Here is a 25,272-nt window from a genome sequence, read left to right on the forward strand (position 1 = left end):
CGACCACGGTTCGGAGACCGCAATGACCTGTCCGCACGTCCGGTCCATAACGCGACGCAAGGCTCGCTACGCCGTCGCAGTCCTCCTCGCGGCCGCCGCAAGTCTCACCGCCTGCGGGGAGAAGACGACGAACGCCGCGCGCGTCGACCACGCGGTGCCCGCGGACACACCCGCGCCAAAGGTGCCCTGCGGCAACCCGCCGGTGAAGCTCGACCCCCAGGCCCAGGACTTCCTCGACCAGCTCGCGGCAGCGGACGGACCGCCGCTGTACACGCTCTCCTACACGGCCGCCCGGGGAGTGCTGGACAAGCTGCAGGCGGGTCCCGTGGAGATGCTCCCGGCGCAGATCAGCGAGCGGACCGTGCCCGGCGGACCGACCGGCCCGGTGTCGGTGCACGTCGTACGGCCCGAGGGCGCCAAGGGGGACCTGCCCGGGATCGTCTACATCCACGGCGGCGGCTGGGTGCTGGGCAACTTCAAGACCCACGAGCGCCTGGTGCGCGAGCTCGCCAACGGTGCGCAGGCGGCGGTGGTCTTCGTCGACTACACCCCCTCGCCCGAGGCGCAGTTCCCCGTGCCGATCGAGCAGGCGTACACCGTGGCCAAGTGGGTCGCCGACAACGGCGGCCGGATCGGCGTCGACCCCTCGCGCCTGGCCGTCGCCGGCGACTCCGTGGGCGGCGACATGACCGCCGCCGTGACGATGATGGCCAAGCAGCGCGGCGGACCCGAATTCCGGCGCCAGGTGATGCTGTACCCGGTCACGGACGCGAACTTCGACACCGCCTCGTACAACCGCTTCGCGGAGAACTGCTGGCTCGCCAAACCCGCGATGAAGTGGTTCTGGGACGCATACGCCCCCCACCTCAAGGACCGGCAGAACCCGCTGGCAGCCCCGCTGCGCGCCACCGTCGACCAGTTGCGCGGCCTGCCGCCCGCGCTGATGGTCACGGACTCGGACGTGCTGCGCGACGAGGGCACCGCGTACGCGGGGAAGCTGCGGGAGGCCGGCGTGCCCGTCCAGTTGACGCACTACCCCAAGATCACGCACGACTTCATGATGCTCAACGCCCTCCGCGACACGGAGTCCAACAAGAAGGCGGTCGCCGAGGTCACCGCGGCGCTCCGCGAGGCGCTGCACGGGGCGGATTCCGGCCCCGCCAAGTGAGGCTTCCGCACACCCGGACGGGGAGGGGCGGCGGGCACATCCTGCCGCCCCTTCACGGCCTTTCGGCGGATAAGTTTCCCTTGGTAACATTTTTCTGTTATCGTTGATTCATGGATGAGAGGGCGACCACCAGAGAGCGGATCATGTCCGCTGCCGCCACCCTGCTCGCCGAGGGCGGCCGCGACGCGGTCTCGACCCGGTCGGTCAGCAAGGCGGCGGCCGTTCAGCCGCCGACCATCTACCGGCAGTTCGGCGACATGCAGGGCCTGCTCGACGCCGTCGCCGCGGAGGGCTTCGCCGACTACCTGCACCGCAAGACCGACCGGACGCGGGCCGACGATCCCGTCGAGGACCTGCGCTGGGGCTGGGACCTGCACATCGAGTTCGGTGTGGCCAACCCGGAGATATACCAGCTGATGTTCGGTCAGCCCAGGCCCGGGGCCGAGCCGGCGGCCGTGACGGAGTCCTTCAACGTCCTGCGCGGTCTGGTGACCCGGGTCGCCGAGGCGGGCCGGCTGAGCGTCGACGTGGAACGCGCCATGCTGATGATCCACTCGGCCGGCTGCGGAGTCGTCCTGACGCTGATCGCGACGCTGCCCGGGGCTCGCGACCCGGAGCTGTCACCGCGGACGCGCGAGGCCATTCTCGCCGCCATCACCACCGCGCAGCCGGAGGATGCCGCCGGGGAGGAGCGCCGGACGATCACCCGTACCGTCGCGTTCAAGGCCGTACTCCCCGAGATCGGGGAGATCCTCACACCCGGTGAACGCATCCTGCTGAACGAACTGCTGGACCGCATCACACACTCCGCCTGAGCCCCGCGGGCAGGGCCGCGTCCCTGCCCGCGGAGCCTTGCCGCTGCCCCTTCGTCCTGTGCGGAAACGCCCGCTGGGGAACCGTCGTTCGACGGTTCCCCAGCGGGCGTTTCGGCGTCCCGGCCACCTGCCGGTCAGCCGGTGATCCTCATCAGGGCGATCCTGTCGCCCTCGACCGTGAAGGCGAAGTCCGACGGGCCGTTGAAACCGTCGCCGCCGACCTGCGTGGAGACGATCACCTGGCCCCCGCGCCGGGTCACCGCGGTGACCTTCAGGGAGACCTTGACGCCGATGAACTCGCGGGCGCTCCACCCCTCGACGGCCTCGCGGCCCTCGAAACGGCGGCCCCAGTCGTCCACCGCGCCGTGCTCGGTGAACTGGTCGAGGAAGGCCTCGGTGTCATGGGCGTTCGCCGCGGCGACGGCGCGCCGCACGGGCTCGGGAAGCTCGGGAAACTCGGAAGCGGTCATGGCGGTTCTCCTTGGCGGTGTCGGGCGGCGCGCCGGCCCCCGGAGGGGACGGCGCGTCCGGCGGCGGGTGGCCGGCTCCTGCGGGGTCCGGCAGTTGTGGGGTCCGGCAGTTGTAGGGCCGGGCAGCCGTGGCATCGGTCGGCTGTGGCTGTGGGCCTGCGTCAGGCCTGCGCGCGGGGGCCGAGCAGGTCGTCCAGGCCGATCCGGTGGTAGAAGTCCTCACGGATCCGGTCGGCGACCACGGAGACGGCCTCCGAGCCGTCGTCGGCGGGGTCGATGTGGGTCCGGAAGGGCCGCTTGCCCGCGGGGAGCCCGACGACGCGGACGATCTCGCGTGCCACCTCGGCGACGTCGGCGTCCTCGGGGGTGATGGCCGCCAGGGCGCGGCCGACCTGCTCGGTCAGGCCCTCGTAGCGGGTCTCGTAAGCCGCGACGGTGCCGGTGTCGGCCGGGTGCCCCGCGTTGGCGAAGTGGTTCGTGCCGGAGGTGAAGGCACCGGGGACGACGATGGAGGTGTCGATGCCGAAGCGGGCGAGCTCGGCGGCGTAGCTGACGGCGACGGCGTCCATGGCCGCCTTCGCGGCGAAGTACGGTGCCAGGTAGGGCGGGGTGCCGCCGCGGGTGCTGCTGGACCCGACCCAGAGCAGCAGACCGTGCCCCTGGGCCCGCAGGTGCGGCAGGGCCGCGCGGTTCACCCGCTGGGTGCCCAGCACGTTGGTGTCGTAGACGGCGGCCATCTCCTTCGGGGTGAAGGCCTCGGTGGGGCCGAGCACCATGTGGCCCGCGTTGTGCACCAGGACGTCCAGCCGGCCGGCCTCGCGCAGAACGGTGGCGACGGCCCGGTCCGCGCTCTCCTGCGAGAGCACGTCGAGTTCGACGACCCGCAGGTCGATGCCCTCGCGGGCGGCGCGTTCGCGTACCTCCGCCGCGCGTTCGGCGTTGCGGCCGGATATGTCGCGCATGCTCGCGTAGACGGTGTGACCCGCGGAGGCGAGGGCGTGGGCGGCGAGCGCGCCGAATCCGGAGCTCGCACCGGTGACCAGGACGACGGAAGACACGGGGGACATTTCGGATCTCCTTGGGCTGTTGGGGACCGCTCCCGGTGCAGGTGGCGTCCGGGTCACGGATCGAGTGGGTGGCGCGAGGTACGGGATCTGCCGGGAGGCAGGGTGCTGCTCGGGGTACGGGGGGCCGGGTGGCCGACGTCCGGCGGGCGGGGCTGCGCGAGGCGCGGCCCGCGGGTCAGGCCACTCCGCCGTTGGCGAAGATCGTCTGGCCGTTGATCCAGCGACCGGGGCCGGCCAGGAAGGAGACGACCGCGGCGACGTCCTCGGGGGACCCGAGGCGCTCGAGGGGGTTCATCTTCGCGAACCGCTCTATGGTCGCCTCGTCCTTGCCGTTCAGGAACAGATCGGTGGCGACCGGGCCGGGCGCGACGGCGTTGACGGTGATGTCGCGGCCGCGCAGCTCCCGGGCCAGGATCAGGCTGATGGCCTCGACCGCGCCCTTCGACGCGGCGTACGCGGCGTAGGTCGGCGTGGCGATCCGGGTCTGGGACGAGGACACGTTGATCACGGCACCGCCCTCGCGGACCCTGCGGGCGGCCTGCTGGTTGACCACGAAGGTGCCGCGGATGTTGGTGCGGTGCATGCGGTCCAGGGCATCGAGATCGAAGTCCGCCACGGTGTTCAGAATCATGAGGCCGGCCGAGTTGACCACCACGTCCACACCGCCGAACTCCTGCTCCGCGGCGTCGAAGAGCGCCAGGACCGCCTTCTCGTCGGCGACATCGGCCCGTACCGCGAGGGCGGAACCGCCCTCGGCGGTGATCTGCGCGACGGTCGCGTCGGCGTCGGCCTGGTTGCCGGCGTAAGCGATGACGACCGCCTGGCCTTCGGCGGCCAGGCGCAACGCGACCTCGCGGCCGATGCCGCGGGAGCCGCCCGTGACGATCGCGACGCGGCGGGCGGTGGTGGTCTCGGTCATTGCGGTCTCCCGATCATGCGAGGGGGGCGGCTCCTTCCGTCGCCCCGCTTCCGCTGATAACAGTGCCACGTTATCGCCGGAAACGCAACAGGCGATAACGTGATCTCGTTAGCGCCGTTCACATGGGAGTCCGCGACGTGCGCCATCCCGCACACGACAGGGCCGCCACCCCCGTGACGGGGGCGGCGGCCCGGGAATCGACGGCCGTCACGCGCGGGCGTTCGGGCCGGCCGGAGGTCAGCGGTAGCGACCGCCGAAGAAGAAGGGGTCGAAGAGGTAGGGCCCGAAGAGGTACGAGCCGAAGAAGCCGCGGTCGAAGCGGTAGGAGTCACGGTGGTGGCCGCGGCCACCGTGACCACGGTCGTAGCCGCCGCGACCGTGGTCGCCCGTGACGTGGGTTCCCTTGGCGCTGGCGAGGTCCGGGGTGGCGGCGCCGGCAGCAGTGGCACCACCCAGCAGAACGACAGAGGCCACACCGACCGCGGCCACAAAACGGGAAACGCGCATACTGACTCTCCTGTCTCGGCGGGCACCGTGGCGGTGTCCGCAAGGTTCCGACATGGAGAGCGTGCGTCGAGGACATCCGCGCCGCACGACGGAATCCCGTCACGCTCCGTCACGCGACGCCGCGTCAGATGCGGCGAACGGTGGACTGCGGACGGCGTGCACAGCGCCGAATTCCTGATGATCACGGGTCCGACGGGGTCTCAATCACTCCGCCACGCACCGTAATCACGAACCGTCACGTCCGGACCTCCCGACGGGTGAATCCTCGTCACCGACAACGTACGCCAACGCGACCACCCAGCCCCCGGGACGACCGGGCCGACCGCGGGCCCGGAGCGGATGGGAACCGCTCCGTCCCTGGTCATGGGCTCGCGCGTCGCTGCGGCCGCGGGACTGCACGAAGTCACGGCGACGCGCAAGCCCGGCCGTTCTCGGGAAGACGAGGGGCCCCGGCCCGCCCGAGCGGCGGGCACGGGGCCCCTGCGGCACGCCCGGCGGCATGCCGGACGAAGCGTCAGATTGTCACCGACACGGCGTCAGCAGTCCTTCTCGCGCAGCGAGTGCAGGTACGCGCTCGACCTGCGCGCGAAGCTGAGGGAATCAGCCGGCGTGTCGTGCTCGGTCTGCCAGTGGTGGTCGAGGCGGCCGCCGTGCGTGCGCGTCACGGCCGAGATGAACCGCTGGTAGTCGATGTCGCCGTCCCCCACGTCGACCATGCGGTAGCCGTCGCGGGTGGTCTCGTCGCGATCACCGTCCTTGACGTGGAAGAGGGGGTAGCGGTCGGGCTGCTTCAGGACGTAGCGCAGCGGGTCGAAGGGGGCGGGGGTGCCGTCCACCCGCTTGGAGAAGCGGAACTGGCCGGAGTAGGCCCAGTAGATGTCCATCTCCAGGTAGACCAGGTCGGGGTCGGTCTCGGCGAGGAGGACGTCGTACAGCCGCACGTTCGGGCGGTCGGTCGCGAAGGAGAACTCCTCGGCGTGGTTGTGCTGGTAGAACTTCATGCCGCGGGCCTTGGCGGCGGCGCCGTACTCGTTGAACTCCTCGGCGCAGCGCTTCCAGCCGTCGACCGTGCTGCCGTACCGCCAGGGGCCGGACGCGGTGCCGATGTGCTTCAGCCCGAGCGCCTGGGCGTCGTCGAGGACCTGCGTCAGGTTCTGCGCGAAGGTGTAGGCGCCCGGGTCGCCGTCGTTGTAGTAGCCGACGTGGCTGCCGATGGCGCGCAGTCCGTGGTCGCGGGCGAGCCGGCGCAGCTGGGCGAGGGTGATCGCGCCCGCGGAGCCCTGGGTGTAGCCGGCGTACTCGATCTCGTCGTATCCGTACTTCTCGAGCTCCGCGAAGACGGGGGCGAAGCCGAGGGTGGAGACCTTGTCGCGCAGCGAGTACAGCTGGATGCCGAGGCGGCCGGGGGGCAGGACGGGCCGGCCGTGGCCCTTGCCGTGGCCCTTGCTGTGGGCGGCGGCCGTGGGGGCGGTCGCGCCGAGCAGCGCGGCTGCGGTGGCTCCGGCGGCGACGCCCAGCATGCCGCGTCTGCTGAGCTTGCGGCTGAGCTCCGGGTCGGGGGTGCTGTTACGACGCGTGCTGGCCATTGTGGATAACTCCTTGGCGTCGGTGACGTGTGGTTCAGTGGAGTCCTGCCAGGCGCAGGAGCAGGGACTTCACTTCGGTGGCCGCGACGCGGCCGCCGACGGCACGGGGGACGGAGCAGATGATGAGCGGACCTTCCTCGTCGCTCGCCGGGAGGCGGCCGTGGCTGCCGCGAATAGGCGAGGGGTCGAGCGGCACGACCGCCATGCGGTAGCGCATGCCGAGCTTCTTGCGGGCCAGGGCCGTGGCGGCCTTGACACGGACGTAGGGGTCCTCGGGGTCCATGAACAGTTCGACGGGGTCGTAGCCGGGCTTGCGGTGGATCTCGACGAGCTTGGCGAAGTCGGGTGCCCTGTCGTCGTCGAGCCAGTAGTAGTACGTGAACCAGGCGTCCGGGTCCGCGACGGCGACGAGTTCGCCGGAGCGCGGATGGTCCAGGCCGTGGCGCTTCTTGCCCTCGTCGTCGAGGAGTTCGGCGATTCCGGGCAGGGTGGCGAGGACCTTGCGGGTGGCCTCGAGGTCCTCGGGACGGCGCACGTACACATGGGCGATCTGGTGGTCGGCGACCGCGAACGCCCGGGAGGCCATCGGGTCGAGGTACTCCATGCCGTCCTGGGTGTGGACCTCCAGCAGCCCGGCGCGCCGCAGCTCGCGGTTGATGTCCACGGCCCGGCTGACCGGCGTGATGGCGTACTCGGAGAGCGCCACCACCGTCCGGCCCGACCGGCGTGCGTCGTCCAGCAGCGGGGCGAGTGCCTCGTCCAGTTCGGTGGCCGCGCGCCGGGAGCGGGGGTCGTCGGGGCCGAAACGCTGCAGGTCGTAGTCGAGGTGCGGGAGGTAGCAGAGGGCGAGGTCGGGAGTGCGGGTGCGCAGGATGTGCCGGGTGGCGTCGATGATCCAGCGGCTGGAGACGATGTCGGCGCCGGGGCCCCAGAAGTGGAAGAGGGGGAAGGTTCCGAAGGCGTCGGTGAGCTCGTCGTGGAGCTCGGGGGGCCGCGTGTAGCAGTCGGGCTCCTTGCGGCCGTCGGCGTAGTAGACGGGGCGTGGGGTGACCGTGACATCGGTGTCGGCGCCCATGGCGTACCACCAGCAGATGTTGGCCACGGTGTAGCCCGGGTGAGCCCGGCGGGCGGCGTCCCACAGCTTGTCGCCGGCGACGAGACCGTTGTGCTGGCGCCACAGCAGGACGTCGCCGAGTTCGCGGAAGTACCAGCCGTTGCCGACGATGCCGTGCCCGGCGGGCGGCGCACCGGTGAGGAAGGTGGACTGGGCGGCGCAGGTCACCGCGGGGAGGACGGTGCCGAGCGGGGCCTGTGAGCCGGTGTCGGCGAGGCGCTTCAGGCGCGGCATGTGGTCCAGGAGACGGGGGGTGAGGCCGACGACGTCCAGGACGAGGAGGGGGGCCGGCCCGGAGGTGTCGGTCATGGGAGTTCCTTCAGGCCGAGGTCGTGGAGGAGGTCGCGGGCGAGGCCGAGTTCCGCGGCGATGCCGTCGGCGAGCTGGGCGCGGGTACGCGGGCGCAGCTCGGCGGGAAGGGCCTGCCAGGTATAGGTCTCGACCTCGAGGTGGTGGGTCAGCGGGGCGGGACCGCCGACGAGGCGGGCGAGGGCGTCCTTGAGGACCGGGACGGTGGAGGTGAGCGGAGGCGCGGGTGGTGCGTGCAGCGGCACGTGGAAGTGGGCGCGCCAGGGGGCGCCGGTGGGGAGCGGGCCCTCGGTGAGCGCCTGGTGCAGGTCGTCGGTGCCGTGCAGGCCGCCGGCGGTGCGGGCGCGGGTCTGATGGAGGAAGCGGGGTTCGGAGAAGGCGGCGAGCGCGTCGCGTACGTCCTGCAGGTGCGGGTGTTCGGCGTGCAGGGCGGCGGAGAGCTGGACCTTGGGAATGGTGATGCCCGCGGCGGTGAGCGCGTCCAGCGCGGCGGCGGGTTCTTCGAAGGAGGTGGCGAGGTGGCAGGTGTCGACGCACACACCGATGCGCGGGTGGGCGATCGCGGCGAGGGGCTCGATCGCGTCCGCGGTGGTCTCCACGATGCAGCCGGGTTCGGGCTCCAGGGCGATCCTGATGGATTTCCCGGTGAGTTCGGCCAGCGCGTCGAGCCGCCCGGCGAGGGTGGTCAGGGCGGTCCGGGCGGTCCGCGCGGCACGGTCGTCCCAGAGGGTCCGCCAGGCGAGCGGAAGGGTCGAGATCGACCCCTCGGTCACGTCGGCGGGGAGCAGGGCGGCGAGCAGGTCGGCGAGGCCGCTGGTGTAGGCGAGCCGTTCCGGTTCGGTCCAGTCCGGGCGGTAGACCCGGTACTTGACCTCGGCGGCGCCGAAGCCCTGGTAGGGGAAGCCGTTGAGGGTGACGACCTCGAGGCCGCGGCGGTCGAGGGCGGTGCGCAGCCCGCGCAGTGCCGCCGGATCGGTGTGGAGGGCGTGCGCGGCGTCCTTGGCGAGCCAGAGCCCGATGCCGAGGCGGTCGCGGCCGAGCCGTTTGCGGACGGGTTCGCAGTGGTCGCGGAGCTGGGCGAGGACTCCCTCGAGCGTCTCCGCGGGATGGACGTTGGTGCAGTAGGCCAGGTGGACGACCGAGCCGTCGGGGTGCCGGAAGCGCATGGGTACCGCCTCCTCATTCCCCGCCGCGGAGGATGGAGTTGCCCTCGTGCAGGTCCCCCGGGGCGGCGGCGTCGAGCTGCAGCCTGCCGCTGCGGCCGTAGAAGGCGACGGGGTTGCGCCACAGGACCTGGTCGACGTCGTCGTCGGTGAATCCCGCTGCGAGCATCGCGTCGGCGGTCCTGCGGGTCTTGAGGGGGTCGCTCTTTCCCCAGTCGGCGGCCGAGTTGACCAGCATCTTCTCGGTGCCGTGGGCCTTGAGGACGGCGACCATGCGGTCCTCGTCCATCTTGGTGTCGGGGTAGATCGAGAAGCCGAGCCAGCAGCCGCTGTCGGCGGCCTCCTTGACCGTGGTCTCGTTCAGGTGGTCGAGCAGGACGAGCTCGGGGTCGAGCGCCGATTCGCGGACGACGTCGATGGTGCGGCGCATCCCGGTGAGCTTGTCGCGGTGCGGGGTGTGGACGAGGGCGGGCAGGCCGTGGTCGGCGGCGAGCTGGAGCTGGGCGGCGAGGGCGGTGTCCTCGGCCGGGGTCATCGAGTCGTAGCCGATCTCGCCGACGGCGACGACGTTGTCCTTGACGAGGAAGCGCGGCAGCGCGTCGAGGACGGGGAGGCAGCGCGGGTCGTTGGCCTCCTTGGGGTTCAGGGCGACGGTGCAGTGGTGGGCGATGCCGTACTGCGCGGCACGGAAGGGTTCCCAGCCCAGGAGGGAGTCGAAGTAGTCGAAGAAGGACTCGGGAGAGGTACGGGGCTGACCGAGCCAGAAGGAGGGTTCGACCAGGGCGCGGACACCGGCGGCGTACATCGCCTCGTAGTCGTCCGTGGTGCGGGAGGTCATGTGGATGTGGGGGTCGAAGATGCGCATCAGGACTCCTCCGTCCGGGACGTCAGGGCGAGGACGCGGTGGAGGTCCGCGGGGACGGGCCGGCCCGCGGCGGTGCGTTCCGCCGCGTAGTCGCCGAGCATGCGGGCCAGTTCCGCGTCGCCGTGCGCTCGCTGCCCGAGCCGGGCGGCGGCGTCCACCGGCACCCCGGTGAACAGGCACTTGAGGAGGGCGTGGCGCCAGGTGTGCGGATCGAGGTGCTCCGCGGCGTACGGGCCGACGGCGGCGGCGACCAGCCGCGTGTCGTTGGTGCGCAGGGCGTCCTCGACGAGGGGCACCCCGTCGGCGGGGGCCGGCTCGAGGTGGGGCAGCGCGAGGAGGACGGCGCGGCGCTCCGCGGCGGTGCCCTGCCGGTACAGGCGGGTCAGGGTGGGGGCGTCGGCGCGGGCCTCCCGCAGCAGCAGCACGCGGGCGGCGTCGGCGTGCTCCTGGCCGCACTGGCGGCCCGCGGAGGCGAAGTGCTGTTCCCAGGCGGGCGGGGAGGAGGGTGCGGTGGGGGTGTCGTCGTCCGTGGCGCCGCCGGGGGCGGCTCCGGCTTCGGCGAGGGCCGCGTCCAGCCAGGCGCGGGCGGCGTCGCCGAGCCGGTCGTGGAGTACCTCGCGGGTGGGTGTCGTCATGCCGTGGCTCCGTTCGTGGGGATGTGGGAGCGCAGGAAGTCGAGGGAGGTACGGGCGAGTTCGGGTCCGGCGTGGGAGTGGCGGGGAAGTTCGACGACGGTCAGGCCCTCGTAGCCGCTGTCCGCCAGGGCCTGGAGGACGGGCGGGAAGTCGATCTCCCCGTCGCCGAAGGGGAGGTGTTCGTGGACGCCGCGGCGCATGTCCTCGATCTGGACGTGGCGCAGCCAGGGAGCGGCCTGCTTGACGCAGTCGGCCGGCGACTGCGGTTCCAGGCACTGGCAGTGGCCGATGTCGAGGGTGAGTCCGAGCGGTTCGGGGTCGCCGAGCAGGCCGCGCAGGTGGTGGAAGTCGTCGAGGCACGCAAGGAGGTGACCGGGCTCGGGCTCGACCGCGAGGGGGATCCCGGCGGCGGACGCCGCGTCCAGGACGGGTGCGAGGGCGTCCTGGAGCCGCTGCCATGCGGTGGTGGACGAGGTGCCGGCGGGCGTGATCCCGCTGAAGCAGTGCACGGCGTGGGCCCCGAGGTCCGCGGCGACCCGGACGGCCCGCACGAGCAGCCGGGTGCGGGCGGCCCGGGCGTCGGGGTCCGGGTCCAGAAGGGAGGGGCCGTGCTTGCGACGTGGGTCGAGGACGTAGCGCGCGCCGGTCTCGACGGTGACCTCGAGGCCGAGGGCGGACAGCCGTTGCGCGAGGCGCTGGGTGCGGGGGCCGAGGTCGGGTGCGAGGGGGTCGAGGTGCATGTGGTCGAGGGTGAGTCCGACGCCTTCGTAGCCGAGGTCGGCGAGGAGGGCGAGGGCGTCGTCGAGACGCAGGTCGGTGAGGCCGTTGGTCCCGTATCCGAGGCGCAGGCTCATGTGGGGCTCACCTTCCCGGCGATCCGGCGGGCGACGGGGCCGAGGGCAAGGACGGCCACCGCGGAGGCACCCGAGCCGGATCGGGCCGCCAGGGCTGCCTGCAGCGGGATCATGGCGCGGATCCCGCCGCCGACCGCGCGCTGGGTGAGAGGTGGTGACGGATTGAGGGCGGCGTGCAGGTAGGGGGTGAGCGCGGTGCCGGCATAGGCGGCGGAGGCCAGTGCCGTCAGGGCGTGGGGCAATGCCGGTGGTGGCCCCGTCGGTGGTGCCACCGGTCGCGCGCGGCGGCCACCGCCCGCCCCGTGCCGGGCGGTGGCCGCCGGCGGGCGTCCGGACGTGCGCAGCCGGCGTAGCGTACGGGCGGCGTCGGTGGTGGTGACGGCGGCGATCGCCGTGGTCGTGACCAGCGCGGCGAGCGGTGCGGTGCTGGAGCCGCCCCGCGTCTCGTTGCGCGAGACGGTGGTGACCGCGTAGGTGTGCGCGCCGAGCAGGGCGGCGTGGGGCAGCGCCGCGGCCAGGGCCCGGGGGCGGGTGGCCGTCGCGCCGAGCACCAGGTCGAGGGCGCGTGCCGTGGCCATGGCGGCCGGGCCCGCCGCCGTGTGCTTCAGGCGCAGGTCGTACGCCCAGACCGTCGCCGCGAGGGTGGTGGCGAGGGCGAGCGGGGCACGTCCCGCGCGGGCCGCGAGGGCAAGGCCGGTCGCGGTGAGTGCTCCGGCGGCCGTCAGGGCGGCGGCCGGGCTGATCCGGCCCGACGGGAGGGGGCGGTGGGGGCGGTCGACGGCGTCCTCGTCGCGGTCGGCCCAATCGTTGAGCGCCATGCCCGCGTGGTAGAGGCACAGCGAGCTGCCGATGGCGAGGAATGTGCCGCGACCGGGGCGCCGCCCGGTCGCGGCGGCGCCCGCGAGGGCGTCGCCCGGAACGGTGAACAGTGCCGAGACGCGGAAGAGTTCGGCCCAGTCCCACAGCCGTGTGCCCGCAGCGGGCCGTTCCGCCCCGGAGCCGTCCGCGATCTCGGCGGCGTCGGCCTTCCCGGCGGCGCCGTCACTCCGAGGCCCGGCGGGCCGGGCACGGCCGGGCCCGCCCGGGACGGCCCCCTCCGCCGCCCCGTTCCGCGGGACGGCGTCCTGCGCCGCGCCGCGCGGTGGGCGGCGCGTGGCGAACGCCGTCACGGCGCCGAGGGCCGCCACAAAGGCCAGGGCCCGCAGCCGCCGCGCTCCCGGAGCCCTCACCGGGACTCCCCCAGCCGGGCGGCGAAGGCCAGCAGCTCGCCGTACTGATCGGAGAGGGAGGCGGGGGCGCCCGGGTCGGGGGCCTTGAAGTAGAAGCCCAGTTCCGGGAGGGGGCCGCTCAGCCCGGCCTCGTGGGCGCGCGCCGCGAAGCGGGCGAGGTCGATGACGAGCGGGGCGGCGAGGGCGGAGTCGCAGCCCTGCCAGGTCGTCTGCAGCACCATGCGGGTGCCGAGGAAGCCGTCGAAGGCGATGTGGTCCCAGGCCGTCTTCCAGTCGCCGAGGGCCGGGACGTCGTCGATGTGCACCTCGCCCTCGGGGGCGGCGCCGAGGGTGTCGGCGAGGACGCGTTCCTTTCCCGCGTTCTTCGCCGCGGCCGCCGCGGGGTCGGCGAGGACCGCGCCGTCGCCGCCGCCGAGCAGGTTGGTGCCGGACCAGGCCCGCACCGACAGGGCGCGTTGCACGAACATCGGGGCGAGGACGGAACGCAGCAGGGTCTGCCCGGTCTTGCCGTCCCGGCCCGCGTGGGGGAGGCCGCGGGCGGCGGCCGCCTCGGCGAGGGCCCGGGTGCGTATGCCCGTGGAGGGGGTGAAGTTCACATAGGCGCAGCCGGCCTCGATCGCCGCCGCCGCGTAGAGGGAGCTCGCCGGCAGGCGGTCGCTCCCGGGCTCGGGCACGGGCTCGGTGGAGGCGACGTTGACGACGACGGTCCGGGCCAGGTCGTGGCGCCGGGTGAAGTCGGTGATGTCCGCGGCGAAGGCCGCGATCAGCTCCTCGTCGCCGCGGGTGTCGCCGGGGAGCGGGCCGCCGGTGCGGATCTCCCGGTCCGCGGCTGCGAGTTCGGCGTGGAGCGCGACGGGCAGGCCGTGCGGCAGCACGCCGCCCTCCGCGAGCTGTTCCGCCCGCTTGCCCAGCGGGCAGGCTGCCGTGTCGTGGCCGCCGAAGACCAGGGACGGCAGTGGTGGGAGTGCGGCCGAGGCGAAGGGTGCCGTCTCGCTCACCATGCCCGTCGCGGGGTGGAGCCCGGCGGTGACCGCCGCGCATCCCGCGACGGCGGTGGTGGCGACGGAGCCGCGGGCTCCGATGAGCCACACTCCGGTGCGCGAGGACGACTGGTTGTCCGATGCCGGTGCCGGAGCGGGCGGGTTCGTCACGGCTGCCTCCCTTGGTGCGAGTGGTGGGGGGCGGCGGGCGGGGGCACGGCGTCTCCCCGCCCGCCGCCGGCTCGTGGGTGCCGGCAGGACCCGCCCTACGAGGAGGGCAGTTCCTTGATCTGGATGTTCCGGAAGGACACCTGGTCGTCGGCCCCGTGGTTCTGCAGGCCGATGTAGCCGTCCTTCAGGCTGCGGGCCGGGTCGGTGTTGGTGAAGTCGTTGATCTTCACTCCGTTGAGGAAGACCTGCAGCCGTTCACCCTGGACCTTGATCTCGTAGCTGTTCCACTGGCCCGGGGGACGCAGCACCTGGTCGCGGGCCTTGAGGTTGGCCGACTTGAAGCTGTAGACGGAGCCGGTGGTCCGGTCGGGGGCGTCGGAGGCGTCGATCTGGATCTCGTAGCCCTTGTCCACCGCGGACCAGGGGTCGTCGGAGGCCGGGAAGCCCACGAAGACACCGGAGTTGTCGTCGCCGTCCATCTTCCAGTCGAACTTCAGCGAGTACGTGCCGAACTCCTTGGCCTGGTACCACAGCAGGCCCATGCCGCCCTCGGTGCGCAGTTCACCGTCGACGACGTTGAACTTGCCGGGGCCCGCCTGCTTCCAGCCCTCCGAGGTGTGCCCGTTGAACAGGTCGCGGTAGCCCGTCTGCGGCTTGCAGTCGGCCTTGACCTGGCCGACGGCGTAGCGCAGTCCGCCCAGCAGGTGCTGGCGGAAGGCCGGCTCGGCGTAGGACTCCTTGGTGTGCCCGAGACCGGTGTAGAAGGAGCGGCCGGACTGGTAGGTCTGGCACCACGCGATGGGGTGGTCGCCCTTCATGGTGCCGCCCTGGTAGGTGGTCTCGTCCAGGGTGGCGAGGACGCGGGCCTGACCGCGGGGATTGGTGCGGTAGTTGTACCACTCGTCGGTGCGCTCCCAGCCGGCCTCGTCGAGGTGCGCGGTGGCCGGGTGGTCGTGGTCCTCGGCACGGACGGTGGCCTTCTGGATCTGCGGGTGGCCTTGGAAGTAGGCGCCGACGAGACCACCGTAGAAGGGCCAGTCGTACTCGGTGTCGGCCGCGGCGTGGACACCCATGTAGGCGCCCCCGCCCTTGACGTAGTTCTCGAACGCCTGCTGCTGCTCGGCGTTGAGGACGTCACCGGTGGTCGACAGGAACACCACGGCGTCGTAGCGCGCCAGGTTGTTGCTGGTGAACTGCTTGGGCTCCTCTGTCGCGTCGACGGTGATGTTGGCGGTGGCGCCGAGCTCCTTCAGCGCGGCGATCCCGGTGGGGATGGCGTCGTGGCGGAAGCCGGCGGTCCTGGAGAAGACCAGGACGCGCTTGGCGGCGCGGTCGGCCGGAACGTCGGAGAGCTCGAAGTCGTCCAGGTCGTAGAGGGCCCCGGAGCCGCCCTTGAAGACCAGGAAGAGTTCGGTGGTCTTCTTCGGCACGGCGCGCAGCGGTACGTCGATCTCCTGGAAGCTCTCCCAGCTGCCGGTGACCGGGACGGGGGCGGAGCCCAGGATCGGGCCGGTCGCCGAGCCGGTGCGCACCTCCAGGAAGCCGCCCGCGCCGCCGGAGGAGACCCGGGCGCTCAGCCGGACGGAACCGGTGAGGTTGTACGGCTTGAACGAGATCCAGTCGTCGTTGTCGATGTTGCCGACGGTACGGCCGCCGTGGGCCTCGGCCTTGTCGAAGAGGTCGACGCCGGACGAGGAGGTGAAGTGCTCGGCCTGCCGGTGGCGCGGCTGCAGCTGCGCCTGGTCGTGGCCGGTGAGCGCCTCCTGGCCGCCGCCTCCGCCGTCGGTGTACTCGGCGTCGATGACACCGAAGATGTTGGCGTTGGGGTCGTGGCCGCCGTCGGCGGAGGTCTTGATGGCGCCGGAGCAGCCGTTGGCGGAGGTCACGGGGTGGCCGTGGCTGTCGTGGCCGAGGATGTAGGTGACCTTGACCTTGGAGCAGTCGACGGTCCCGTCCTCGGGGTCGGTGACGGTCACCTTGAACGGGATCTCGTCGCCGAAGCTGAACAGGGCGCCCTCGGCCGGCAGTTCCAGCGTCACCTTGGGCGCGGTGTTGCCGACGACGACCTGGACGCTCGCGGACGCGGTGCGCCCGGTCGGGTCCTTCACGGTGAGGGTCGCGGTGTAGGTGCCGTTCTTGCGGTAGGTGTGTGCCGGGTTCGCCGCGGTGGAGGTGCCGCCGTCGCCGAAGTCCCAGCTGTAGGTGAGCGTGTCGCCGTCGGGGTCGATGGTCCCTGCCGAGGAGAAGGTGGCCTTCAGCGGCGCGGTGCCCGAGGTCTTGTTGACGGACGCCTCGGCGCTCGGGGAGCGGCCGTCGGTGGCGTTCTCGATCCGGTAGAGGGCGGAGTGCTCGTCACCGCCGAACCAGGCGGTGCCGTAGTCGAGGACGTACAGCGCGCCGTCCGGACCGAAGGCCATGTCCATGATCTGCGTCCCGGTCCACGGGACGTTGTTGATGGACTGGACGGTGCCGTCCTCGCCCTGCTCGATGCGCTTGATCCAGCGGCGCCCGAACTCGCCGGCGAAGAAGTCGCCGTCGTAGGCCTCGGGGAACTTCACCGGGGAGTCCAGCTCGGGGTCGTACCGGTAGACCGGGCCGCCCATCGGGGACTCGGATCCGGAGCCGAACTCGGGCACCGAACCGCCGTCGTAGGGGAGCCATGCGGCCTGCGCGGGCGGCAGGTCGGTCAGGCCCGTGTTGTACGGGGACTCGTTCTTCGGGGCGGCGCAGTCGAAGGTCTCGCCGGACTGCCCGGTGGCGAAGTCGTAGTCGACGTACGGGTCGTTGTCACCGGTGCAGAAGGGCCAGCCGAAGTTGCCGGCCTTCGTCACGCGGGCGAACTCGACCTGGCCGCCGGGGCCGCGCTTCGGGTCGGCCGCACCGGCGTCGGGGCCGTAGTCGCCGACGTAGGCGATGCCGGTCTGCTTGTCGACGCTGAAGCGGAACGGGTTGCGGAAGCCCATGGCGTAGATCTCGGGCCGGGTCTTGTCCGTGCCCGGGGCGAAGAGGTTGCCGTCGGGGATCGTGTACGACCCGTCGTCGGCGACCTTGATCCGCAGCAGCTTGCCGCGCAGGTCGTTGGTGTTGCCCGAGGTGCGGCGCGCGTCGTAGGCGGGGTTGCGGCCCGGGCGGTCGTCGATGGGCGAGAAGCCGTCGGAGGCGAAGGGGTTGGAGTCGTCGCCCGTCGACAGGTACAGGTTGCCCTGGGCGTCGAAGTCGATGTCACCGCCGACGTGGCAGCAGATGCCGCGGGTGGTGGAGACGTCGAGGACCTTCTTCTCGCTGCCGAGGTCAAGGGTCCAGTCGGCGTTCAGCGTGAAGCGCGAGAGCCGGTTCACGCCGTCGAACTTGGCGAAGTCCTCGGCGGTCCCCTGGTCGGGGGCGTCGCCCGCGGGGGTGTCGAGCAGGGGCGCGTAGTAGAGGAAGATCGCCCGGTTCTCGCTGAAGTCCGGGTCGATGCCGACGCCCTGGAGGCCCTCCTCGTCGTGCGTGTAGACGGGGACGGTGCCGATCACGGTGGTGTCGCCGGCGGCGTCGGTCCTGCGCAGCTCGCCGTCGCGCGAGGTGTGCAGCACGCTGCGGTCGGGCAGGACCGCGAGCGACATGGGCTCGCCGGTCTCGGGCTCGCCCTTGGCGAGGGTGACCTGCTGGAACTCCTCCGCCGCCGCTGCCGCGGGCTCCGTATCGAGAGGCCGGGCCGAGGCGCCTAAGGGGGCGGAGACGACGAGGGAGGTGGCGGCGAGGAGGCCGCCGGTGAGGAGCGCGAGTCCCTGCCGGAATCGGCTTCTGGGTGCTCCGGGCCGTTTTCTGTGCACGTGTGTCCTCCGGGAAGGTCGTACGGGCGGATGCAGCTGCCGTGCGGAAGATCCGGGGACCGGCGTGCGCCGTCACGCTGGTCGGGGGTGCCACGTCAGGACCGGCCTCGTGTTTCAGGCCTGTGTCCTGTACACCTCAGGGACGGTAGCCGGGTTCGTCCGGGACCGAAAGCCCTTGTGCAGTAGATAAGTTGAACTTTCTCCCGGGTCAGGACAAAGACGTGCCGGGGCAGCCCGACAGGCCCGGCGGCGGTGGCCGCCGGGCTGCGGACTGCTGGCTGTGACCTGCGGCGACGCCTTAGTCGTTGCCTCCGAACGCGGCGTCGAAGGACGCCGCCGGCGGGTCGAAGTCATAGCGCTTCAGGAGGGAAAGCGCTTCCGGCGCGCCGACGAGCCGGTCCATACCGGCGTCCTCCCACTCGACCGAGATCGGGCCGTCGTATCCGATCGACCGCAGCATCCGGAACACGTCCTCCCACGGCACGTCGCCGTGCCCGGCCGAGACGAAGTCCCAGCCGCGCCGCGGGTCGCCCCACGGCAGGTGGGAGCCCATGCGCCCGTTGCGGCCGTCGAGGCGCTTGCGGGCCTCCTTGCAGTCGACGTGGTAGATGCGGTCCTTGAAGTCCCACAGGAACCCGACGGGGTCGAGGTCCTGCCACACGAAGTGGCTCGGGTCGAAGTTCAGTCCGAACGCCGCCCGGTGGCCGACGGCCTCCAGCGCGCGGTGCGTGGTCCAGTAGTCGTAGGCGATCTCGGCCGGGTGGACCTCGTGGGCGAAGCGGACCCCTTCGGCGTCGAAGACGTCCAGAACGGGGTTCCACCGCTCGGCGAAGTCCTCGAAGCCGCGCTCGATCATCCGCTCCGGCACCGGCGGGAACATGGCGACCAGGTGCCAGATCGACGAGCCGGTGAAGCCGATGACGGTGCGCACCCCGAAGGCCGCCGCGGCGCGCGCGGTGTCGGCGAGCTCGCGCGCGGCGCGCTGCCGCACGCCCTCCGGCTCACCGTCGCCCCAGATGCGGGCGGGCAGGATCCCCTTGTGGCGCTCGTCGATCGGGTTGTCGCAGACGGCCTGTCCGACCAGGTGGTTGGAGACCGCCCAGCACTTCAGTCCGTACTTGTCGAGCAGCGCCCGCCGCCCGTCGAGGTACGCGGGGTCGGCGAGGGCCTTGTCGACCTCGAAGTGATCGCCCCAGCAGGCGAGTTCGAGCCCGTCGTAACCGAAGTCGCGGGCGAGTCGGCAGACCTCCTCCAGGGGCAGGTCGGCCCACTGGCCGGTGAAGAGTGTGAAGGGTCGTGGCACGGCGAGGGCCTCCTCGGTACGGACGTGGTCAGGAGGGGACGGGGGTGTAGACGGCGTTCTTCTCGGCGCTCTCCTCCACCGCCGCCAGGACGCGCTGCACCTGCAGGCCGTCGGCGAACGACGGCGCCGGGGCGGCCCCCTCGGCGATGCCGACGACGAGGTCGCGCGCCTGGTGGGTGAAGGTGTGCTCGTAGCCGAGCGCGTGGCCGGGCGGCCACCACGCCTCCAGGTACGGATGGCCCGGCTCGGTCACCAGGATCCGCCGGAAGCCGGCCGATTCGGCGGACTCCGTGTGGTCGTGGAACGACAGCTCGTTCAGCCGCTCCAGGTCGAAGGCGAGCGAGCCGCGCTCGCCGTTGACCTCCAGCCGCAGCGCGTTCTTGCGCCCCGAGGCCATCCGGGTGGCCTCGAACGAGGCGAGCGCCCCCGAGGTGAGCCGCCCGGTGAACAGCGCCGCGTCGTCGACCGTCACCGGTCCCCGCCGCGCGCTCCCGGAGCCCGACAGCCCCGACGAGGCGCCGTCCAGCTCGGGCCGGTCCCGTACGAAGGTCTCGGTGAGCGCCGAGACGCCCACCAGGAGCTCCCCCGCCAGGTACTGCGCGAGGTCGACGGCGTGCGCGCCGAGGTCCCCGAGCGCCCCGGAACCCGCGTACTCGCGCTTGAGCCGCCAGGTCAGCGGGAAGTCCGGGTCCACAAGCCAGTCCTGGAGGTAGGTCACCCGCACGTGGCGGATCGTGCCGACCTTCCCGTCCGCGATGAGCCGCCGGGCGTACGCGACCGCGGGCACCCGCCGGTAGTTGAAGCCGACCATGGCCACCTGGCCGCGGGCGGCCGCCCGCTCGGCCGCCGCGGCCATGGCCTCGGCCTCGGCGACCGAGTTCGCCAGCGGCTTCTCGCACAGCACGTGCTTGCCCGCCTCGAGCGCCGCGACGGCGATCTCGGCGTGGCTGTCGCCGGGGGTGCACACGTCCACCAGCTGGACGTCGTCCCGGTCCACCAGTGCCCGCCAGTCCGTCTCCGCGGCCGCCCAGCCGTGCCGGGCGGCCGCGGCCCGGACGGCGTCCGCGTCCCGGCCGCCGATCGCGGCCATGACGGGCCTCATCGGCAGGTCGAACACGTGGCCCACGGTGCGCCACGCGTGGGAGTGGGTGGCGCCCATGAAGGCGTAGCCGACCATGCCGATGCCGAGCGCCGGCGAAGCGGCCCCTGCCTCACTGTCTTCGTTGCCGGCCATATCAGCCATGCCGTTGCTCCTCGTCGGTTGCTCGGTTCGGACGGGCGGGGCGGATCCGTTAAATGAAGCCCGTCGGCAGGTACTCGTCGACGTTCTCCTTGGTGACGACGGCCGAGTACAGGGTGATCGACGCGGGGATCTCCAGCTCCGACATCCCGCCGACGCCCTTCTTCTGGCCGAGCGCGCGGGCCAGGTCGATGGCGGAGGCGGCCATGGTGGGCGGGTAGAGGACGGTGGCCTTCAGCACGCCGTTGTCGGCCTTGATGGCGTCCATCGCGGACTTGGACCCGGCGCCGCCGACCATGAAGAAGTCGTCGCGGCCCGCCTGCGCGATGGCGCGCAGGGCACCGACGCCCTGGTCGTCGTCGTGGTTCCACAGCGCGTCGAACTGCTTCTGCGCCTGGAGCAGCTGGGCCATCTTGGCCTGGCCGGTCTCGACGGTGAACTCGGCGGCCTGCCGGGCGACCTTCTTGATGTTGGGGTAGTTCTTCAGGGCGTCGTCGAAGCCCTGGGTGCGCTGCCGGGTCAGCTCCAGGTTGTCGATGCCGGCGAGCTCGACGACCTTGGCGTCCGGCTTGTCCTTGAGCTGTTCGCCGATGTAGCGGCCGGCGTTGAGCCCCATGCCGTAGTTGTCGCCGCCGATCCAGCAGCGGTACGCCTGCGGGGAGGCGAAGACCCGGTCCAGGTTGATCACCGGGATGCCGGCCTTCATGGCCTGCAGACCCACCTGGGTGAGGGCCTTGCCGTCGGCCGGCAGGATGACCAGGACGTCGACCTTCTTGTTGATCAGCGTCTGGATCTGCCCGATCTGGGCGGCGGTGTCGTTGGAGCCCTCGGTGATCTCCAGCGTCACCTCGGAGTACTTCGCGGCGCGGTCCTTGGCGTTCTGGTTGATGGCGTTGAGCCAGCCGTGGTCGGCCTGCGGGCCGGCGAAGCCGATCGTGACCGGCGTGCCGGGCTTGTCGTCGGCGGCCGCCGCCGTGGTGGCGGCCGTGCCGGCCTTCTTCGGCTCGTTGCTGGTGCAGGCGGTGAGGGCCGCTCCGGCGGAGACGGCGGCGGCGCCGAAGAGCAGTCCTCTGCGGCTGGTGACCGGGATTCGTGGCATGACGGTGAAACCCTTCGGGATAGGGCGGTGCGGGCGCGTGCGGGTTGTCGGGTGGAGCCGGGCGCGACGGGCTGGGTCAGCCGTCGCCGTTGCGCACGGTGCTGCGCTGGACCAGGACGGCGGCCACGATGATCGCTCCCTTGGCGATCTGCTGGACGGCGCTCTCCAGGTTGTTGAGGGCGAAGATGTTCTGGATGGTGATGAACACCAGGACGCCCAGGACGGAGCCGACGATCGTGCCGCGGCCGCCGCTGAGCAGCGTGCCGCCGATGATCGCCGCGGCGATGGCGTCGAGTTCGTAGAGGTTGCCGTTGGTGTTCTGGCCCGAGCCGGACAGGATGATCAGCATGAAGGCCGCGATGCCGCAGCACAGCCCGGACAGCAGGTAGAGGTAGAGCCGCTGCCGGCGGACGTCGATGCCGGCGAGGCGGGCCGCCTCCGCGTTGCCGCCGACGGCCACGGTCCTGCGCCCGAAGGTCGTCCGGTTCAGCACCAGCCAGCCGATGACGGTGACCCCGGCGAAGACCAGCACCAGCGGCGGGATGCCGAGGACGTAGGTGGCGGGAAGGCCGAGGTCGAGCACCGAGTTCACGGTGACGATCTGCGTCTTGCCGTCGGTGAGGTACAGGGCGAGCCCGCGCGCCGAGGCGAGCATGGCGAGGGTCGCGATGAACGGCACCATGCCGCCGTAGGCGATGAGCACCCCGTTGACCAGCCCGCAGCCGACGCCGACGACGACCGCGGTGAAGAGGATGCCCGTGAAGCCGTACTCCTGGGTGGCGAGGGTCGTCGCCCACACGGAGGCGAGTGCGACGATCGCGCCGACGGACAGGTCGATGCCCCCGCTGGTGATCACGAAGGTCATGCCGACGGTGACGACACCGATGACGGACGCCTGGGTGAGCACCAGTTGGAGGTTGGAGACGTCCAGGAAGGCGTCGGGCTGCGTGATGCCGCCGACGAGGACGAGGGCGGCGAGGACGCCGAGGAGGGACAGGTTGCGGACGTCGGCGTGGAGCCCCAGCGCGGGACGCCGGCCGCCGCCCTTCGTGGCGGGAGGCGCTTCCGCGGGCGGCGTCGGTGCCTGCGGGGCCTCGGATGCGGGCTGTGTCATCGGCTCGGGCTCCCTTCCATGACAAGGTCGAGTACGCGGTGTTCGTCCAGCTCCGTCGCGGGCGCCGCGTGCACGACGCGTCCCTCGCGGAGCACCAGCACCCGGTCCGCGAGCCCCAGGACCTCGGGGACCTCGCTGGAGACGAGGAGTACGGCGAGCCCGTCGTCGGCGAGCCGGCGGATCACCGCGTACAGCTCGGCGCGGGCACCCACGTCGACGCCCCGGGTCGGCTCGTCGAGCAGCAGGACACGGCAGCCGCGCAGCAGCCAGCGGGCCAGGACGGCCTTCTGCTGGTTGCCGCCGGACAGGGTGCGCACCAGGGCGTCGGGGTTGTCGGGCCGCAGCGACAGCGACCGGGTGGACTCCCGGGCGGCGCGTCGTTCCTCCCTGCGGTCGAGCCAGCCCGCCCGGGAGAAGCGGGTGAGCGTGGAGACCGACACGTTGCGGGTGACGGACTCCAGCATCAGCAGTGCCTGCGCCTTGCGCTCCTCCGGCGCCAGCCCCATCCCGGCGCGGACGGCCGAGCGGACGCTGCCGGGCTTGAGGGGCCGGCCGTCGACGGTGACCCGGCCTGCGGTGGGCTTCCTGGCGCCGTAGAGCGTCTCGAGGATCTCCGACCGTCCGGAGCCCACGAGTCCGGCGAGCCCGACGATCTCGCCCGGGCGCACCTCGAGGTCGACCGCGGCGAACTCGCCGTCGCGGGCGAGTCCCTCGACTCGCAGGACGGGGTCGCCGGAGCGCGGCGCCGCGGGGCGCCGGGGGAAGACGTACTCGACGTCACGGCCCGTCATGAGCGCCACGATCTCCCGCGTGGGCATGGACTTGGCGGGGAGCCCGTTGGCGACCGCGCGGCCGTCCTTCAGCACGGTGACCCGGTCGCCCACGCGGCGGATCTCCTCCAGCCGGTGGGAGATGTAGACGACCGCGACGCCGTCGGCGGTCAACTGCCCGACGATGCGCAGCAGGTTGTCGGTCTCCTCGGGGTCCAGCGCGGCGGACGGCTCGTCCATGACGATGAGGCGCACGTCGTGGGAGAGCGCCCGGGCCATCGAGACGATCTGCTGCTGGGCGGCCGAGAGGTCGCCGACGTGGCGGGCGGGGTCGATCTCGGCATGGCCGAGCCGGCGCAGCAGCACGGCGGCCTCACGGCGGGCGTCACGTCCGCGCACGACGAAGCCGGCGGTGGTCGGTTCGTGGCCCAGGAAGACGTTCTCGGCCACGGACAGCCCCTCGACCAGGTCGAGTTCCTGGTAGATGGTGGCGATGCCGAGCCGCATGGCGGCGATCGGCGACCTCAGCGACACCGGCTCCCCGCGCCAGGTGATCTCCCCGCCGTCGGGCTGGTGGGCCCCGGCGAGCACCTTGATGAGGGTGGACTTCCCCGCGCCGTTCTGGCCGAGGAGGCAGTGCACCTCGCCGGCCTGGACGTCCAGGTCGACGCCGTCCAGGGCGCGGACGCCGGGGAACGACTTGGTGATGCCGGACATGGTGAGCAGCGGAGGTGCTGTCGGGGGCGGCGGTGCCGGTGGTTCAGGTGCCATGACGATCCCCTCGGCGGGTGCGGGTGACACGTGCGCGTGCAAGGCGTGCAGGTGGAGCCGGTGGTGCCGTGGTGCCGGTGGAGCCTTGGCCGGTGGGGGGATCAGGCCGGGGAGAACACGTGGTCGCTGATGAGCCGGGCCGCGCCGATCACGCCGGCGGTGGGGCCCAGTTCACCCAGGACGATGGGCAGGTTGCCGGTCGCGAGCGGCAGCGACTGGCGGTAGACCTGACTGCGGATGCTGGCGAGCAGCGTGTGGCCGAGACCGGTGACGCCGCCGCCGATCACCACCAGTGCGGGGTTGAAGAAGCTGACGAGTCCGGCGATGACCTGCCCGACGCGGTTGCCCCCCTCGCGGATGAGTTCCAGTGCCGCCGCGTCGCCGACCGCGGCCGCCGCGGCGACGTCGACGGCGGAGAGCTGCCCGGCCGCCTCGAGCCGGGCGGCGAGGGCCGGGGACCGCCCCGACCTGGCCGCCTCCAGGGCGTCCTGGGTGAGCGCGGCGCCGCTGAAGTGGGCTTCCAGGCAGCCCTTGTTGCCGCAGGCGCAGGCGCGTCCGTCGGCCTCGACCCGGATGTGGCCGATGTCGCCGGCGCTGCCCGTCACACCGCGGTGCACCTCACCGCCGACGACGATGCCGCAGCCGATACCGGTGCCGATCTTGACGCAGAGGAAGTCGCCGACGGAGCGGGCGACCCCGGCGTGCTGCTCCCCCATGGCCATCAGGTTCACGTCGTTGTCGACCATGACGGGGCAGCCCAGTTCCTGGCTGAGCGCCTCGCGGACCGGGAAGCCGTCCCAGCCCGGCATGATCGGCGGGGCGACGGGGACGCCCTCGGGGAAGCGCACCGGCCCCGGCACCCCGATGCCCGCCCCGTCGAAGCCCTCGGCGAGGCCGGCGGCCCGCAGTTTGGCGGCCATCTCCAGGATCCGCTCGAAGACGGCGACCGGACCCTCACGGACGTCCATCGGGTGGTTGAGGTGGCCGAGCACCTCCAGCTCGGCGTTGGTGACCGCCACGTCGACCGAGGTGGCGCCGATGTCGACGCCGAGGAAACGCAGGCCCGGTGCGAGCCTGATGTTGTGCGAACGCCGCCCGCCGCGCGAGGCGGCCAGGCCGTCCGCGACGACGAGGCCCGTCTCCAGCAGCCGGTCGACCTCGACGGCGAGCTTGGAACGGGACAGGTCGATCTGGTCCCCCATCTGGGCACGGGAGTTGGGTCCGCCGTCACGGAGCAGCCGCAGGAGCCGCGCCTGGTGCGCGTTGGCGGGTCGAGCTGTCATGCGTCTCACGTGCCCCTCACCTCCC

Annotated in this window: 21 protein-coding genes; 2 read left to right on the forward strand and 19 right to left on the reverse strand. The window is 72.3% G+C overall.

Annotated elements, in window-relative coordinates; genetic code table 11:
* Positions 1–22: 22 nt before the first annotated feature.
* Both CHF15_RS12910 and CHF15_RS12915 read left to right on the forward strand, forming a co-directional pair.
* Positions 23–1,168 (forward strand): alpha/beta hydrolase, encoded by a 1,146-nt coding sequence (locus CHF15_RS12910; protein ID WP_089223872.1) that lies wholly within the window; start codon positions 23–25, stop codon positions 1,166–1,168.
* 110 nt (positions 1,169–1,278) lie between these two features.
* On the forward strand, positions 1,279–1,983 hold the full coding sequence (locus tag CHF15_RS12915) for a TetR/AcrR family transcriptional regulator (RefSeq protein ID WP_179279765.1): 705 nt from the start codon (positions 1,279–1,281) through the stop codon (positions 1,981–1,983).
* A 134-nt stretch (positions 1,984–2,117) separates the two neighbouring features.
* Here CHF15_RS12915 and CHF15_RS12920 read toward each other — a convergent pair whose 3' ends face one another.
* The 19 genes from CHF15_RS12920 to CHF15_RS13010 form a co-directional block, all read right to left on the reverse strand.
* Positions 2,118–2,453, reverse strand: a complete 336-nt coding sequence (locus CHF15_RS12920; RefSeq protein WP_089223874.1) for a nuclear transport factor 2 family protein — start codon at positions 2,451–2,453, stop codon at positions 2,118–2,120.
* A gap of 161 nt (positions 2,454–2,614) precedes the next feature.
* Complete coding sequence (locus tag CHF15_RS12925; protein WP_089223875.1) at positions 2,615–3,520, reverse strand: SDR family NAD(P)-dependent oxidoreductase; 906 nt, start codon at positions 3,518–3,520, stop codon at positions 2,615–2,617.
* Between the two features lie 175 nt (positions 3,521–3,695).
* The gene (locus tag CHF15_RS12930) at positions 3,696–4,439 is read right to left on the reverse strand and encodes an SDR family oxidoreductase (protein WP_089223876.1); all 744 of its coding nucleotides are present in this window, start codon (positions 4,437–4,439) and stop codon (positions 3,696–3,698) included.
* Positions 4,440–4,676: 237 nt separating this feature from the next.
* On the reverse strand, positions 4,677–4,946 hold the full coding sequence (locus CHF15_RS12935) for a hypothetical protein (RefSeq protein WP_143681558.1): 270 nt from the start codon (positions 4,944–4,946) through the stop codon (positions 4,677–4,679).
* 536 nt (positions 4,947–5,482) lie between these two features.
* Positions 5,483–6,532 (reverse strand): sugar phosphate isomerase/epimerase family protein, encoded by a 1,050-nt coding sequence (locus CHF15_RS12940; protein WP_089223878.1) that lies wholly within the window; start codon positions 6,530–6,532, stop codon positions 5,483–5,485.
* A gap of 34 nt (positions 6,533–6,566) precedes the next feature.
* A complete protein-coding gene (locus CHF15_RS12945) occupies positions 6,567–7,955 on the reverse strand; it encodes a nucleotide pyrophosphatase/phosphodiesterase family protein (protein ID WP_089223879.1) in 1,389 nt (462 codons plus the stop codon).
* Positions 7,952–9,121: a metabolite traffic protein EboE gene (gene eboE / locus CHF15_RS12950; RefSeq protein ID WP_089223880.1), complete on the reverse strand. Its 1,170-nt coding sequence runs from the start codon at positions 9,119–9,121 to the stop codon at positions 7,952–7,954. The genes CHF15_RS12945 and eboE overlap by 4 nt, the downstream gene beginning before the upstream one ends.
* Positions 9,122–9,134: 13 nt before the next feature.
* A complete protein-coding gene (locus CHF15_RS12955) occupies positions 9,135–9,983 on the reverse strand; it encodes a TatD family hydrolase (RefSeq protein ID WP_089223881.1) in 849 nt (282 codons plus the stop codon).
* Positions 9,983–10,618 carry an EboA domain-containing protein gene (locus CHF15_RS12960; protein WP_089223882.1) on the reverse strand — a complete coding sequence of 212 codons (636 nt, stop codon included), beginning with the start codon at positions 10,616–10,618 and terminating at the stop codon, positions 9,983–9,985. The genes CHF15_RS12955 and CHF15_RS12960 overlap by 1 nt, the downstream gene beginning before the upstream one ends.
* Positions 10,615–11,472 carry a sugar phosphate isomerase/epimerase family protein gene (locus tag CHF15_RS12965; RefSeq protein WP_089223883.1) on the reverse strand — a complete coding sequence of 286 codons (858 nt, stop codon included), beginning with the start codon at positions 11,470–11,472 and terminating at the stop codon, positions 10,615–10,617. Before CHF15_RS12965 ends, CHF15_RS12960 begins: the two co-directional genes overlap by 4 nt.
* On the reverse strand, positions 11,469–12,701 hold the full coding sequence (locus CHF15_RS12970) for an SCO3242 family prenyltransferase (protein WP_089223884.1): 1,233 nt from the start codon (positions 12,699–12,701) through the stop codon (positions 11,469–11,471). Before CHF15_RS12970 ends, CHF15_RS12965 begins: the two co-directional genes overlap by 4 nt.
* Positions 12,698–13,852, reverse strand: a complete 1,155-nt coding sequence (locus tag CHF15_RS12975; protein ID WP_089223885.1) for an inositol-3-phosphate synthase — start codon at positions 13,850–13,852, stop codon at positions 12,698–12,700. Before CHF15_RS12975 ends, CHF15_RS12970 begins: the two co-directional genes overlap by 4 nt.
* Positions 13,853–13,947: 95 nt before the next feature.
* Entirely contained in the window at positions 13,948–17,667 is a 3,720-nt protein-coding gene (locus tag CHF15_RS12980) for a ThuA domain-containing protein (RefSeq protein WP_089223886.1), read from the reverse strand.
* 298 nt (positions 17,668–17,965) lie between these two features.
* Positions 17,966–18,970 carry a sugar phosphate isomerase/epimerase family protein gene (locus CHF15_RS12985; protein WP_089223887.1) on the reverse strand — a complete coding sequence of 335 codons (1,005 nt, stop codon included), beginning with the start codon at positions 18,968–18,970 and terminating at the stop codon, positions 17,966–17,968.
* A gap of 28 nt (positions 18,971–18,998) precedes the next feature.
* The gene (locus CHF15_RS12990; protein WP_410169636.1) at positions 18,999–20,213 is read right to left on the reverse strand and encodes a Gfo/Idh/MocA family protein; all 1,215 of its coding nucleotides are present in this window, start codon (positions 20,211–20,213) and stop codon (positions 18,999–19,001) included.
* A gap of 49 nt (positions 20,214–20,262) precedes the next feature.
* Positions 20,263–21,309 carry a substrate-binding domain-containing protein gene (locus CHF15_RS12995; protein WP_179279766.1) on the reverse strand — a complete coding sequence of 349 codons (1,047 nt, stop codon included), beginning with the start codon at positions 21,307–21,309 and terminating at the stop codon, positions 20,263–20,265.
* A 76-nt stretch (positions 21,310–21,385) separates the two neighbouring features.
* The gene (locus CHF15_RS13000; protein ID WP_089223889.1) at positions 21,386–22,423 is read right to left on the reverse strand and encodes an ABC transporter permease; all 1,038 of its coding nucleotides are present in this window, start codon (positions 22,421–22,423) and stop codon (positions 21,386–21,388) included.
* Positions 22,420–23,964: a sugar ABC transporter ATP-binding protein gene (locus CHF15_RS13005; protein ID WP_089223890.1), complete on the reverse strand. Its 1,545-nt coding sequence runs from the start codon at positions 23,962–23,964 to the stop codon at positions 22,420–22,422. The genes CHF15_RS13000 and CHF15_RS13005 overlap by 4 nt, the downstream gene beginning before the upstream one ends.
* Positions 23,965–24,065: 101 nt before the next feature.
* Positions 24,066–25,247 carry an ROK family protein gene (locus tag CHF15_RS13010; RefSeq protein ID WP_089223891.1) on the reverse strand — a complete coding sequence of 394 codons (1,182 nt, stop codon included), beginning with the start codon at positions 25,245–25,247 and terminating at the stop codon, positions 24,066–24,068.
* Positions 25,248–25,272 lie beyond the last annotated feature (25 nt).

It is taken from the genome of Actinacidiphila glaucinigra (assembly GCF_900188405.1).
Lineage (GTDB): Bacteria > Actinomycetota > Actinomycetes > Streptomycetales > Streptomycetaceae > Actinacidiphila > Actinacidiphila glaucinigra.